The sequence below is a fragment of the Luteimonas deserti genome, from assembly GCF_013425765.1.
Taxonomy (GTDB): Bacteria; Pseudomonadota; Gammaproteobacteria; order Xanthomonadales; family Xanthomonadaceae; genus Luteimonas; species Luteimonas deserti.
Genome location: NZ_JACCJZ010000017.1, coordinates 17,691 through 31,272, shown reverse-complemented (window position 1 = coordinate 31,272; position 13,582 = coordinate 17,691). Strand labels below are relative to the sequence as shown.

The 13,582-nt window shown below is 68.3% G+C and carries 11 protein-coding genes; 2 read left to right on the top strand and 9 right to left on the bottom strand.

The window, feature by feature from the left end:
- Positions 1-32: 32 nt before the first annotated feature.
- The 5 genes from dapE to map form a co-directional block, all read right to left on the bottom strand.
- Complete coding sequence (dapE, locus tag H0E82_RS09425; protein WP_180545212.1) at positions 33-1,169, bottom strand: succinyl-diaminopimelate desuccinylase; 1,137 nt, start codon at positions 1,167-1,169, stop codon at positions 33-35.
- A 152-nt stretch (positions 1,170-1,321) separates the two neighbouring features.
- A complete protein-coding gene (locus H0E82_RS09420; protein WP_180545211.1) occupies positions 1,322-1,678 on the bottom strand; it encodes a Spx/MgsR family RNA polymerase-binding regulatory protein in 357 nt (118 codons plus the stop codon).
- Between the two features lie 82 nt (positions 1,679-1,760).
- Positions 1,761-2,594: a 2,3,4,5-tetrahydropyridine-2,6-dicarboxylate N-succinyltransferase gene (dapD, locus tag H0E82_RS09415; protein ID WP_180545210.1), complete on the bottom strand. Its 834-nt coding sequence runs from the start codon at positions 2,592-2,594 to the stop codon at positions 1,761-1,763.
- Between the two features lie 30 nt (positions 2,595-2,624).
- Positions 2,625-5,255, bottom strand: coding sequence for a [protein-PII] uridylyltransferase (gene glnD / locus H0E82_RS09410; protein ID WP_180545209.1), 2,631 nt, complete (start codon positions 5,253-5,255; stop codon positions 2,625-2,627).
- 1 nt (position 5,256) lies between these two features.
- Positions 5,257-6,039: a type I methionyl aminopeptidase gene (gene map / locus H0E82_RS09405; protein WP_180545208.1), complete on the bottom strand. Its 783-nt coding sequence runs from the start codon at positions 6,037-6,039 to the stop codon at positions 5,257-5,259.
- Between the two features lie 329 nt (positions 6,040-6,368).
- Here map and rpsB point away from each other — a divergent pair, with 329 nt between their 5' ends.
- Together rpsB and tsf are read left to right on the top strand one after the other, a co-directional pair.
- Positions 6,369-7,169 carry a 30S ribosomal protein S2 gene (gene rpsB / locus H0E82_RS09400; protein ID WP_180545207.1) on the top strand — a complete coding sequence of 267 codons (801 nt, stop codon included), beginning with the start codon at positions 6,369-6,371 and terminating at the stop codon, positions 7,167-7,169.
- A gap of 118 nt (positions 7,170-7,287) precedes the next feature.
- Entirely contained in the window at positions 7,288-8,166 is an 879-nt protein-coding gene (gene tsf / locus H0E82_RS09395) for a translation elongation factor Ts (protein WP_180545206.1), read from the top strand.
- Between the two features lie 353 nt (positions 8,167-8,519).
- On the opposite strand, the gene galU is transcribed toward tsf, so the two are convergent.
- The 4 genes from galU to lapB are packed head-to-tail and all read right to left on the bottom strand — an operon-like array spanning position 8,520 to position 13,502.
- Positions 8,520-9,422 (bottom strand): UTP--glucose-1-phosphate uridylyltransferase GalU, encoded by a 903-nt coding sequence (gene galU, locus H0E82_RS09390; RefSeq protein WP_180545205.1) that lies wholly within the window; start codon positions 9,420-9,422, stop codon positions 8,520-8,522.
- Positions 9,419-11,329, bottom strand: coding sequence for a polysaccharide biosynthesis protein (locus H0E82_RS09385; protein ID WP_180545204.1), 1,911 nt, complete (start codon positions 11,327-11,329; stop codon positions 9,419-9,421). The genes galU and H0E82_RS09385 overlap by 4 nt, the downstream gene beginning before the upstream one ends.
- A complete protein-coding gene (locus H0E82_RS09380) occupies positions 11,322-12,323 on the bottom strand; it encodes an MraY family glycosyltransferase (RefSeq protein WP_180545203.1) in 1,002 nt (333 codons plus the stop codon). The genes H0E82_RS09385 and H0E82_RS09380 overlap by 8 nt, the downstream gene beginning before the upstream one ends.
- Positions 12,324-13,502 carry a lipopolysaccharide assembly protein LapB gene (lapB, locus tag H0E82_RS09375; RefSeq protein ID WP_180545202.1) on the bottom strand — a complete coding sequence of 393 codons (1,179 nt, stop codon included), beginning with the start codon at positions 13,500-13,502 and terminating at the stop codon, positions 12,324-12,326.
- Positions 13,503-13,582 lie beyond the last annotated feature (80 nt).

Sequence of the window (13,582 nt, the reverse complement as noted above, 5' to 3'; positions counted from 1 at the left end):
CGCAGCTGCGTCGACAGGCGGCGACGCCCGACTCACCGGGCCGGCGGCAGCAGACGCGCGATCAGCGCCTCGTAGAGATCGGGCAGCGCGTCGAGATCGGCGACGCGGATGTGTTCGTCGACCTGGTGGATGCTGGCGTTGACCGGTCCGATCTCGATGCACTGCGCGCCCAGCGGCGCGATGAAGCGCGCATCCGAGGTGCCGCCGCCGGTGCTCTCCTCCGGCGGCGTGCCGGCGAATGCCGTCAGCACCTCGCGTGCCGCGGCGCGCAGCGGGCCTTCAGGCGTGTAGAAGGGCTCGCCACTGCGATGCCAGGCCAGTGTGTAGTCGAGCCCATGACGGTCCAGCAACGCCGCGATCTCCCCTTCCAGCGTCGGCGCGTCCCAGTGCGGCGTGTAGCGCAGGTTGAACTGCACGGTCGCCGTGCCGGGAATGATGTTGGTCGCGCCGGTGCCGGCGGCGATGTTGCTGATCTGCAGGCTGGTCGGCGGAAAGGATTCGTAGCCGTCGTCCCAGCGCCTGGCGACGAGTTCGGCCAGCGCCGGCGCGGCGTCGTGGATCGGATTGCGCGCCTTGTCCGGATAGGCGACATGGCCTTGCACACCGCGCACGGTCAGCGTCGCCGACAGGCTGCCGCGGCGGCCCACGCGCAGAAGATCCCCGAGCGTCGCGGTCGATGAGGGTTCACCGGTGATGCACCAGTCGATGCGCGTGCCGCGCTCTTCGAACGTGCGCGCGACGCGTCGCACGCCGTCGATCGCATCGCCCTCCTCGTCGGAGGTCAGCAGCAGCGCGAGCGTGCCGGTGTGGCCGGGATGCGCGGCGACGAAACGCTCGGCCGCGACGACGAACGCCGCGACGCCGCTCTTCATGTCCGCCGCGCCGCGACCGTAGAGCACACCGTCGCGGATCTCGGGTGCGAAGGGATCCGACGTCCACGCCTCGACCGGCCCGCTGGGCACCACGTCGGTGTGGCCGAGCAGCACCAGCACAGGCGCGCCCTGCCCGTGCGTGGCCCAGAGGTTGTCGACGTCGCCGTAGCGCAGCGACTCGATCGAAAACCCCGCGGCCTGCAGGCGCGCGGCGATCAGCGCCTGGCAGCCGGCATCGTCGGGTGTGATCGACTTGCGTGCGATCAGGTCGCGGGTGAGATCGAGGACGTCTGACATGGCAACTTCCCGAACTGTAGGCGCGCGCTCGCGCGCGAAAAGACGTTCCCGCAAAGCGCCCATCGCACGCAAGCGCGCTCCTACAGGGCGATGCCGCACACCATCTGCATCCGGCATGGAATGTCTACGGGGCGATCGCGCCGCCACGCCGTTCACTCGATGCCGAAGCGCTTCTTGAAGCCGTTGTCGCTGAAACCCTGGGTGATCGTGCCATCGTCGGTGACCACCAGCGGACGCCGGATCAGCTGCGGATACTCGCGCAACAGCAGCTTCCACTCCGCATCGCTGGCCGCGGCTTTCCGGTTGTCCGGCAGCTGGCGCCAGGTGGTTGAGGACTTGTTGACCATCGCCTCGAAACCACCGAGCTTGCCGGCCCAGTCGACCAGCATCTCCGGCGTCGGCTTGGCATCGCGGTAATCGACGAAGTTGTGCGCGACGTCGAAGCGGTCGAGCCACTTCGTCGCCTTCTTGCAGGTGTCGCAGTTCTTGAGGCCGTAGACGGTCGTCATGGGACATCCAGATGGTCTTGAAGCCGCGCCCGCTCGAGAGCGGGCAGTCAGGCCGCATTCGCCCGATGCCGGGCGGGACAGCTCAGTCGGCCAGGCCGCGCAGCAGGTCGTTGACGCTGGTCTTGCTGCGGGTCTTCTCGTCGACCTGCTTGACGATCACCGCGCAGTACAGCGAGTGCGAACCGTCCTTGGCCGGCAGCTGGCCGGACACCACCACGCTGCCCGGCGGCACGTAACCGTAGCTGACTTCGCCGGTCGCGCGGTTGTAGATGCGCGTCGACTGGCCGATGAAGACGCCCATGCCGATCACGCTGTGGTGGCCGACGACCACACCCTCGACGACCTCCGAGCGCGCCCCGATGAAGCAATGGTCTTCGATGATCGTCGGGCTGGCCTGCAGCGGCTCGAGCACGCCGCCGATACCAGCGCCGCCGGATAGGTGCACGTGCTTGCCGATCTGCGCGCAGGAGCCGACGGTCGCCCAGGTATCGACCATCGTGCCCTCGCCGACGTACGCCCCGATGTTGACGAAGCTCGGCATCAGCACGACGTCGCGTCCGAAATACGTGCCGCGGCGCACGGCCGCGCCCGGCACCACGCGCACGCCGGCGGCCTTGAACTTGGCTTCGTCGTAGCCCGCGAACCGCGGCTCGACCTTGTCCCAGAACGGCGCCGGCTGCGCGTCGACGACGGCCATGTCGTTGGTGCGGAAATACAGCAGCACCGCCTTCTTCAGCCACTCGTTGACCTGCCAGCCGCCGTTGCCGTTGGGCTGCGCGACGCGCAGCTCGCCCGATTCCAGGCCCTGCATCGCCTGCTCGACGGCCGGTTTGACGGCATCGCCGATCTCGGCAGCGGTCAATTCGGCGCGACGCGCGAACGCGTCTTCGATGGTGGTCTGCAGGGCGTCGGTCATGATGAGGCCATATCGTGCAAAAACGGGGCGCTATCGTGCCATGTCGCCATCGATCGAAGCGAGCAGGGCCGCGCGCAGCGCCTCCTGCGCGGCGGCGTCGAGCAGACCGCCGTCCCCGTCACTGAGCCGGAACACGTCTTCCACGCGTTCGCCGAAGGTCGCCACGCGCGCGTCGTGCACGCGCACGCCGTTGTCGCGGAGCACGTGCGCGACGTCGGCGAGCAGCCCGGGGCGGTCCGTACAGACCAGGCTGAAGACCGTATGCCGGCCGTCGGCGCTGGTATTGAACTCGATCTGCGGGGGCACGCGGAAATGCCGCAGGTGGCGTGGCTGCGCACGCCGGGCAGGACGCATCTCCAATGGCCCGGCCAGTGTTTCGGCAAGCCGGCGCTCGATCTCGCCGAGTTCCAGCGACTGGCGTGGATCCGCCGGCAGCACCTGGAACAGGTCGAAGATGGTGTGGCCCGGCCCATCGAGTGCGCGCGCCTGCTGGATCACCAGGCCCAGCCGGTCGAGCGTGATGACGATGGCCGAGAACAGCCCGTCGCGGTCCGGCGAATGCACGAACACCTCGAGCGCCTGGGCACCGGCCCGCAGGCGTCGCACCCGCGCCACCACCTCGCCGTCGACGCCGTCGCGCAAGGCCATCGCCTGCCAGACCACCTGGTCGGCGCGACCCCGCAGGAAGCTCTCCTGCGGAATCCGCGCGAACAGCGCGTCGGCCTCGATCTCGTCGATGCCGTGCGCCGAGAGCAGACCGCGCGCGCGATCACGCGATTCGACGATGCGTTCCGCGGCGGCGACCGGGTTTTCGAGTCCGCGGCGCAATGCGAGCCGCGTCGCGCTGCGCAGATCGGTCAGCAGCCGGTCCTTCCATGCGTTCCACAGCTTGGGCGAGGTACCGGCGATGTCGGCGCAGGTGAGCAGATACAGGTAGTCGAGGCGTTCGCGGTCCGCGACTTCGGTCGCGAAGCGGTGGATCACCGCCGGGTCGGAGATGTCGAGTTTCTGCGCACTCGTTGACATCAACAGGTGCCGGCGCACCAGCCATTCGACCAGAGCGGTGTCGGTCTCGCCCAGGCCGTGCCCCTCGCAGAACGCCCGTGCATCCACGGCACCGAGTTCGGAGTGATCGCCGCCCCGTCCCTTGGCGATGTCGTGGAACAGGCCCGCGAGCAGCAACAGTTCCGGTTTGCGCAGCTGCGGCCAGACCTCGTGCGCGGTGGAGAAGCGTTCGTCGGGCAGTTCTGAGGCGAACCCGGCGATGTTGCGCAGCACGGCGAGCGTGTGCTGGTCGACCGTGTACGCGTGGAACAGGTCGAACTGCATGCGACCGGTGACATTGGCGAACTCCGGAATCCACACCCCGAGCACACCGAGCCGCGCCATCCGCTCCAGACTGCGCACCGGCCCGGGGCCACGCAGCAGCGCCATGAACGCCTCGCGCAGAGCCATCGGCGCCTGCCGCCACGCCGGCAGGGCGTGCAGCGATTCGGCCAGCGCACGCGCAGTCTGCGAATGCAGGCCCCGCAGCGCCGGATGGTCGGCCCACACCGAGAACAGTTCGAACACGCGCGCGATGTCGCCGCCGGGCCAGACGTCGTCGCGCGCCACGAGATAGCCGCGCCGGGTGGCGAACTCGGCATCCAGCGGCAACAGCTCGCCCTCGCCTTCGATCTGCTCCTCGAAGCGCTGCAGCATGCGGTCGCTGATGCGCTGCACCACCGCCGCGCTGCGATAGAACTCCTGCATCATCGTCTCGACCAGACGGTTTCCACCGGACGGAGCCTCGTCGCCTCCGGACTGGTGCAGGCGCGCGGCCAAGGCCTTCTGGTGATCGAAACGCAGGCGTTCCTCGGCCTTGCCCGCCACCAGGTGCAGTCCGAAGCGCAGGCGAGACAGCGTCCGGCGTTCGCGCTCGAGTGTGGCGTGCTCGTCCACGCCCAGTTGGCCGAGTGCGATCAGCTCCTCGGTCCCGTAGACGCCGAGCACGCGCCGCGCCATCCAGCGCAGGTTCTGCACGTCGCGCAGGCCGCCGGGGCCATCCTTGATGTTCGGTTCCAGATTGTCGGCGGTGTCGCCGAAACGCGCATGGCGGCGCTCGAGTTCCTGGCGCTTGGCGTGAAAGAACGCCGCGGCCGCCCAGGCCCGTTCGTCGGCGATCGCGTCCATCAGCGCGCGGACCTCGGCCAGGTTGGCCAGCAGCGGCCGTGCTTCCAGCAATGCGGTGAGCACGGTCACGTCCGAGGCGGCGCGGGTGCACTCGTCGAAGCTGCGCACCGCGTGGCCGACCGGGAGCCCCAGATCCCACAGCAATGCGAGCATGCGGCTCAGCGCGTCGGCATGTGCGGCCTGGACGTCCGGCTCGCCGACCACGAGCAGGTCGATGTCGGAATGCGGGAACAGTTCACCGCGGCCGTACCCGCCCACCGCGAACAGCGCGAGCGCCGCCTCGCCGGGAATGCAGCGTGCCCAGGCCTTGCGCACCCAGCCGTCCACCGCATTGGCGCGCGCGGCAAGCAAGCGGTCGATCTCCTGGCCCGCGTCGAAGCCCTCGACGAGACGGGCATCGTGCGCTGCGAGTGCCTCGCGCGCCTCCGCCACCCACGCCGCGTCACCGCTGTCGGCGCCGGTGGCGGGCGTGGCGGCGCGCTCGCCCACGTCAGAGAAACGCGTCGTTGTCGTCGCCCGGGATCCGGGTGAGCACGTCGACACCGTTCGCAGTGACCGCGACGGTGTGCTCCCACTGCGCCGACAACTTGCGGTCCTTGGTGACCACGGTCCACCCGTCGGGCAGCACCTTCGTGTGACGGGCGCCCTCGTTGATCATCGGCTCGATCGTGAAGGTCATGCCCTCCTTCAACACCACGCCCGCGCCCGGCGTGCCGTAGTGCAACACCTGGGGTTCGTCGTGGTAGACCTTGCCGATGCCGTGGCCGCAGTATTCGCGCACCACGCTGAAACGCTGCTCCTCGGCATGCTTCTGGATGGCGTGGCCGATGTCGCCCAGGGTCGCGCCCGGACGCACCGCGCGGATGCCCTGCCACATCGCCTCGCGCGTCACCTCGACCAGTCGCCTGGCCATCACCGAGGGCGTGCCGACGAAATACATCCGGCTGGTGTCGCCGTGCCAGCCGTCCTTGATGACGGTGACGTCGATGTTGATGATGTCGCCGTCCTTGAGCACCTTCGCATCGCTCGGAATGCCGTGGCAGATGACGTTGTTGGCCGAAATGCAGGTCGTTTTGGGATAGCCCTTGTAGCCGACGTTGGCCGGGATCGCGCCCTGCACCCGCACGATGTGGTCGTGGCATATGCGGTCGAGTTCCTCGGTGGTCACGCCCGGCTTCACATGCGCGGCGACCACCTGCAGCACTTCGGCGGCCAGGCGGCCGGCCACGCGCATCTTCTCGATCTCGTCGGGCGTCTTGGTATGGATGCTCATGGGCGCATTATCGCGCAAACCGCCGATCGCACGCCCCTCGCCAGGGCGCGGCGGTCCGCCTCCCGGTGCCATCGTCCGGCCGGGTGGCCGTGGGCCTTCCGCCCTGCTACACTCCGCCGGCTGCGCAAGGTCCAGGCCTGCGCCGCCGCCCATGCCGGGCGCCACCGGCAAATCCACACCTGCTGCAACATCCCGTGCCGGGGTGCCTCGCGAGAGGTTCGGCCACGGCGGCGGCAGGGAGGCCCAACCCCGGAACCATCGTGTCGCTCCGTGCGGCGCATCCGCCCTACCCAACCATGGCGGCCGGTTCCCTGTCAGGAGTGTCTGCAATGCCCCAGATCACCATGCGCCAGATGCTGGAAGCCGGCGTCCATTTCGGCCACCAGACCCGTTACTGGAATCCCAAGATGTCGCCGTACATCTTCGGCGCCCGCGGCAAGATCCACATCATCAACCTCGAGAAGACGGTTCCGCTGTTCAACGACGCGATGAACTTCATCTCGGGCATCGCGCAGAAGCGCGGCATGATCCTGTTCATCGGCACCAAGCGCAGCGCGCGCGACGCGATCAAGGAAGAAGCCGAGCGCTGCGGCATGCCGTTCATGACCCAGCGCTGGCTCGGCGGCACGCTGACCAACTTCGCCACGGTGAAAAAGTCGGTGTCGCGCCTGAAGGAGCTGGAAGCGGCCGAGACCGACGGCACGTTCGACAAGCTGGTCAAGCACGAAGTGCTGGGCCTGCGCCGCGAGCGTGACAAGCTGGAAGCGTCGCTGGGCGGCATCAAGGAAATGAACCGCCTGCCCGACGCGCTGTTCGTCATCGACATCGGCCACGAAGACATTGCGATCAAGGAAGCCAAGAAGCTCGGCATTCCGGTCATCGCGGTGGTCGACACCAACTACGACCCGGCCCTGGTGGACTACGCGATCCCCGGCAACGACGATGCGATCCGCGCCGTGCAGCTGTATGCCGGTGCCGCCGCCGACGCCGTGCTCGAGGGCAAGGCAGCCGCGCCCAGCGCCGCGACCGTGCGCGAGGACGAGTTCAACGAGGCCGGCGAGAAGCAGGGCCGCGCCCCGCGTGGCAAGAAGACCGAAGACGCCGCGACCCCGGCCCCCGCGGCCGAGTAACCGCCGCGACATGCGGCCGCCCCATGCTGGGCGGCCGCTCGTCACGCTCCGCGAGGCGGAGCGTCGATTCCCCGACGGGCCCGACCCGTCCGACATCCCCAGAATTCAGAGGTCCGCAATGGAAATCACCGCATCCCTGGTCAAGGAACTGCGCGAGCGCACCGGCGCCGGCATGATGGAGTGCAAGAAGGCGCTCAGCGAAACCGCAGGCAACATCGACGCCGCTGCCGAAGCGCTGCGCAAGTCGGGGCTGGCCAAGGCCGACAAGAAGGCCGATCGCATCGCGGCCGAGGGTCGCATCGCGGCCGCCCAGAACGGCGGCACCGCCGTGCTGGTCGAGATCAACTCCGAGACCGACTTCGTCGCCAAGGACGACAACTTCCTGCGCTTCACCGACACCGTCGCGCAGACCGCCCTCGCCTCCGGCGTCGCCGACACGGATGCGCTGAAGACGGTCAAGGTCGAGTCGGGCGAGACGATCGAGGAAACCCGCGCGGCCGTGATCGCCAAGGTCGGCGAGAACGTGCAGGTGCGTCGCATGGTCCGGATCGAAAGCGAGCACAACGTGGCGGCCTACGTCCACGGCGGCCGCATCGGTGTGCTGCTCGAGCTCAAGGGCGGCGATGCCGACCTGGCCCGCGGCCTGGCGATGCACGTCGCCGCGATGAACCCGCCCTACAACAAGGCCGGTGACGTCCCGTCCGAGTTCGTCGAGAAGGAAAAGGAAATCGAGCTGGCCAAGATGTCCGAGAAGGACAAGAGCAAGCCGGCGGACATTCTCGAGAAGATCATCAGCGGCAAGATCAACAAGATCGTCAGCGAGGTCACGCTGTACGGCCAGCCCTACGTGCTCGACACCGACAAGACCGTCGAAGCCACGCTGAAGGCCGCCGGGGCCGAAGTGATCGGCTTCCAGCGCCTCGCCGTCGGCGAAGGCATCGAGAAGGTGGTCGAGGACTATGCGGCCGAAGTGATGAAGCAGGCCGGCCTGGCCTGAGACGCGTCACCGGCGCGCAAGCGCCGGTGAGTCGAGGAAGAGCACGCCCGTCGGGCGTGCTTTTTTTTTGGGCACGATGGCGAGCTGCCATGCTTGCAACGCCCTCGACGTCACGTCGCGGCGCCACGCCGCCCGGTTCGTCGTGTACTGCGAGCCCGGGCTGCATGTCAGATCCCGAGGGCTCCCTCCGGGCCGCCTGTGCCTGTTCGATTCTCCGCGGGCCTCGACGGTGCGATCGCTTGCACCGCGCGTGCTCCGCGTGAACCACCGCGAACCGAGGGCTGGAGCGCCAGCACCCGACGCAAAACGCCCCGGACCAGCCGGGGCGCTCCCTTACGCGGCTCGCGACCGCGCTATTCCAGATTGCGCACGCCGAGCTCGTCGAGCGCGTTGCGCATCAGCGCCGCGGCCTGCTCGCTGAGCTTCTCGTTATCGAGCGCATAGCTGATCGTCGCCTCGATCAGGCCGAGATGGGTTCCGCAATCGAAACGCGTGCCGCGGAACCGGTAGGCGTGCACCGGCTTTTCCTCGAGCAAGGCCGCGATCGCATCGGTGAGCTGGATCTCGCCGCCGGCGCCCGGGGCGGTGTCCTCGAGCAGCGGGAAGATCCGGCCATCCAGCACATACCGGCCCACCACGGCCAGCGTACTCGGAGCGTCCTCCGGCCTGGGCTTTTCCACCATCGAGCGGATCCGGCCATGGCGGCCTTCGAATGGGTCGGTCGCGACGATACCGTAACTGGCGGTCTTCTCGGCCGGCACGTCCTGCACCGCGATCATGCTGGCGCCGGTCGCCGCATGCGCGTCCGCCATCTGCTTGAGCGCACCGTCGCCATTCCGGTTCCACAGCAGATCGTCGGGCAGCATCACCGCGAACGGCTCGTCGCCGACCACCGGTCGTGCGCACAGCACGGCATGTCCGAGCCCACGCGCCTCGGGCTGGGTCACGAAGATGGCGCGCACACCCTCCGGCAAGGGGCGGCGGATCTTCTCCAGCAGCTCGTGCTTGCCGGCCGCCTCGAGCCGGTCCTCCAGCTCGTAGGCCTTGTCGAAGTAGTCGCCGATCGCGTGCTTGTGCCGGTTGGTGACGAAGATCAGCGTGTCGCAGCCGGCCTCGATCGCTTCGTCGACCGCGTACTGGATCAACGGGCGGTCGACGATCGGCAACATTTCCTTCGGAACGGTCTTGGTCGCGGGCAGGAAGCGTGTGCCGAGGCCGGCGACCGGGAAGACCGCCTTTCTGATCCGTTGACTCATGGATGTCTCGCGTGTCGGGGAGGGAACGCGACGATATTCGCCGTCGCCTCACGCGAAGGTGATGCCTGAAGGGGCACGAACTCGGGAACGGCATCCCGCAGAGCGCCGGCAATGAGCTCGAGATCGTAGCTCTGGACACCGTCGCTCAGACGTCCCAATGCCGCCGAGAGGCGCTCCCCGTGAACGGGCCGGGCCTCGGCCTGGAGGATCTTGGGGTGGACCGTCGGGCGATAGCGCTCCTCGGCATGGAACAGGGTCTCGTGCAGTTTTTCGCCCGGGCGCAGGCCCGAGTAGATGATCGCGATGTCGCGTTCGGGCTGCTTGCCGCCCAGACGGATCATCTGCTCCGCGAGCAGACGGATCGACACCGGCTCGCCCATGTCGAGGGTGTAGATCGCTTGCGGAGCACCAAGCGACACCGACTGCATGATCAGCTGGCAGGCCTCGGGGATGGTCATGAAGTACCGGGTGACATCGGGATCGGTGACCGTCACCGGCCCGCCGCGCCGGATCTGCTCGCGGAACAGCGGCACCACGCTGCCGGCCGAATCGAGCACATTGCCGAACCGTACGGTGATGAAGTGCGTCTCCTCGCTGCCGGCGAGATCCTGGCAGATCATTTCGGCCAGACGTTTGGTGGCGCCGAGCACATTGACCGGATCGACGGCCTTGTCGGTGGAGATCAGCACGAACGTGCCCACCCTGGCCGCGATCGCGGCGCGCGCGACGGTGCGGGTCGCCAGTACGTTGTTGCGCACGCCCTCGCGCAGCTGATGCTGCAGCACCGGCACCTGCTTGTAGGCCGCGGCATGGAACACCGCCTCGGGCGCGGCCAGACGCATGGCGTGCGCGATCACCGCCGGATCTCCGCAATCGCCGAGGACCGGTGCGAGTTCGACATGCGGGAAATCCCGCCTGAGTTCGTTCTCGATGCGGGTCAGGGCCAGCTCGTCCATCTCCAGCAACGCGATCTGGGCAGCGCCGTGGCGTGCGCACTGCCGGCAGAGTTCCGAGCCGATCGAACCACCTGCGCCGGTCACCAGGACGCTGCGGCCGCGCAGCCAGCTGCGGATCGCCTTCCAGTCCGGCGTGACCGGCTTGCGCCCGAGGAGGTCCTCGATCGCCACCTCCTTGAGCTCGCCGGGAAGCGAACGGCCCTCGAGCAGATCGTCGAGGCGCGGCACGGTCCGGAACGGCAGGCCGGTCCGCTCGCATGCCGCGACGACCCGGCGCATCGCGGGCGCATCGGCGGACGGCATCGCGATGACCAGCAGCTTGGTCGCGGTCTCGGAGGCGATCAGCTCGACCTCGTCGACCCGTCCGAGCACCGGCACCCCCTGAAGCTGACTGCCGCGCAGCTTCGGGGCATCGTCGAGAAAGCCGACGGGATCGTAAGCGCCGGTGCGGCGCAGGTCACGGACCAGGGTTTCACCCGCTTGTCCCGCACCGAGGATCAGCACGCGCACTGCCGCGCGGTCCATGCGCAGGCTGCCGTGGTCCTTCCACGCGCGATACAACAGGCGCGGCATGCCGAGCATCGCGGCCAGCAGCAGCGGATAGGCGATCAGCACCGTGCGCGGCACGAGTGCCAGCCGGTTGTAGACGAACAGCACCAGCAGGATCGACAACAGTCCGAGGACGGACGCCTTGACGATGTTCATCAGGTCCGGAACGCTCGCGAAGCGCCAGACGCCGCGGTAGAGCCCGACCCGCCAGAAAATCAGCCCCTGGACGGCGAGGATCAGGACAACCTCGACGGACAGCGGCGAGAAGACCGGCGCCTGCTCCATCACCGAATGACGGAACTGGTGCAGGCCGATCCAGCACAACCAGACCATGGCGAGGTCGTGCGCGATCACCGCGATGCGGGGCCCCAGGACGCCCAGCCGGGATCTCAGGTCAGTCATCGAGCCTCTTCCGTGAGGGCGGCGTCCGGCGATCCAGCCGGACGCGGAGTACGAGCCATGTGGCAGCAGTCAGCAGATACCACGTGGCCACGGCTCCAAAAATAGGCGCAGGCGCCTGTCTGCCCAGTATGGCGAGTAATCCCACTGCAACAAAGGTCCACGCCGCGTAGCCGAGAGTTGCGGCCATATGCGACGCCCCGTGCTGCACGAGGCGCTGATAGACATGCTGCACGTGCGGCATCCACCAGCGTTCGCCGCGAAGCATGCGCGCCCCAAGTGTCAACGCTGCGTCAATCATGAATGCGGAAACCGGGAGCAGCAACAGAAGCGTCGCCGGCGCTGCATCAGGGGCTGGCAAGGACGCGAACAGGCAGGCGATCAGGAATCCGAGGGCGCCGCTTCCGACATCGCCGAGGAAGATCCGTGCGCGCGGCGTATTGAACGGCAGGAACCCGGCACAGGCAGCAAGAACGGCGAGTGGAAGCACATGACCGGAAAGCAGCCCACAGGCGATCGCGACGAGCATCGCCTGGGTGGTGGCCAGGCCGTCGATCCCGTCCATGAAGTTCCAGACATTGACCAGGCCGACCGCCAGCACGCATATGCACAGGCACCACCACAACGGTTGCCCTGCCCAGGCCATGCCCGCCGCCAGCGTCGCGGCCGCCGTCGCGTGGATGCCGAGGCGCAGCCAGGGCGAGAGCGACCGGTGATCGTCCACCCACCCGATCCCGGCGACCATGACGAAGCCAACCGCCGCGGCCAGCCACATCGCGCCGAAGGACCCGGCCCAGGCCAGCCAGAGGAGGACGGGGAGCACGGCCGCGACGATCGCGATGCCGCCGCCGCGCGGCGTCGCGTGCACGTGACTGCGGCGCTCGCCCGGCAGGTCGACCAGCCGTCGTCGCAGTGCATATCGCCGGGCCAGCCACGTGCCGACAAGCGCAGTGACGAAGATCGTCGCGCAGACGGGCGCGAGAACGGAGGCCTGCACTCAGACCACGGCATAGTTCAGGAGCGGCTTGATGGTGCCCCACTCCTTGCAGCTCGGGCACTGCCAATGGTGGCTGCGCGCGCCGAAGCCGCACTGCTTGCAGCGATAGCTGGGATTGCGCACCAGCAGCTGTTCGGTGATCAGCCGCAGCTCCTGCAGCGTGCCGGCGTGGTCCACGCCGTCGGCGAGCGTGAGATCGATCAGGGCGGCCTCGCCTCGGACCGAGGGCCGGTCCTTCAACTGGCGGGCCAGATAGGTCCGCGCCGCGCGGACGCCTTCGTCCTGTTCGACCAGCCGTGCCAGCGCCAGGACCGGGGCGACGCCCGGGTAGTGCTCGGTCATCTGCGAGAGGAAATTGCGCGCGCCCGGCATGTCGCCGACACGCTCGTAGGCGGCCAGCAGGGGCGCCAGCAGTTCGGGCAGGAAGTCCGGATCATGACGGGCCGCGCGCTCGAACGCCCGGATCGCCGCAGCATCGTTGCCGGCGTCGCTCTCGATCCGGCCCTCGAGCATGCCGGCGCGGACCGAACCCGAATCGGCGGCATAGGCCCTCGCCACCGCCGCGCGCGCGCCGTCGGCGTCGCCCGCCGACCGCAGGCGATCGGCCAGTTCGCATTCGAACTGGGCGATGAGCTTGCCCATCGGTTCGCCGGTGACGGTCTCGTACCGGATAGCGTTCTCGATCGCCTTGGCCCAGTCGCGTTCGGCCTGGTAGATCCCGATGAGGTGCCGCAGCGCCTGTGGCGCGCGCTGGTCGATCCGTGCCAGATCGCTGAAGACGGTCTCGGCACGGTCCAGCAGGCCCGACTTCATGTAGTCCTCGCCGAGGGCGAGCAATGCCTGGACCTTCTGCGCATCGTTGAGATCGGAGCGTTGAACGAGCCCCTGATGGAGCCGGATCGCCCGGTCCACCTCGCCGCGACGGCGGAACAGGTGGCCCAGCGCGACCTGCGTTTCGAAGGTGTCCTTGTCCAGTTCCGCGATGTGCAGGAACAGTTCGATCGCCTTGTCCGGCTGCTCGTTGAGCAGGTAGTTCAGACCACGGAAGTAGGTGGTCGACAGTCGGCTGACCTGGGTATCGCTATGGCGCTCGCCACCGCGGCGCCCGATCACCCAGCCGCTCAACGCCGCGATCGGCAACAGCAGGAAGAACCAGAACCATTCGGTCACAAACGCCATTGGACACATGCTCCGTCATGAGGCAGGCACGCCGCGCGATACGGCACGACACGGGGGCGCCGTAATACTAGGCCTGCGGC

Coding starts and splice junctions, on each gene's coding strand:
- dapE (WP_180545212.1), bottom strand. CDS start 1,169: ATGTCAGACGTCCTCGATCTCACCCGCGACCTGATCGCACGCAAGTCG.
- H0E82_RS09420 (WP_180545211.1), bottom strand. CDS start 1,678: ATGACGACCGTCTACGGCCTCAAGAACTGCGACACCTGCAAGAAGGCG.
- dapD (WP_180545210.1), bottom strand. CDS start 2,594: ATGACCGACGCCCTGCAGACCACCATCGAAGACGCGTTCGCGCGTCGC.
- map (WP_180545208.1), bottom strand. CDS start 6,039: ATGAGCATCCATACCAAGACGCCCGACGAGATCGAGAAGATGCGCGTG.
- rpsB (WP_180545207.1), top strand. CDS start 6,369: ATGCCCCAGATCACCATGCGCCAGATGCTGGAAGCCGGCGTCCATTTC.
- tsf (WP_180545206.1), top strand. CDS start 7,288: ATGGAAATCACCGCATCCCTGGTCAAGGAACTGCGCGAGCGCACCGGC.
- galU (WP_180545205.1), bottom strand. CDS start 9,422: ATGAGTCAACGGATCAGAAAGGCGGTCTTCCCGGTCGCCGGCCTCGGC.
- H0E82_RS09385 (WP_180545204.1), bottom strand. CDS start 11,329: ATGACTGACCTGAGATCCCGGCTGGGCGTCCTGGGGCCCCGCATCGCG.
- lapB (WP_180545202.1), bottom strand. CDS start 13,502: ATGGCGTTTGTGACCGAATGGTTCTGGTTCTTCCTGCTGTTGCCGATC.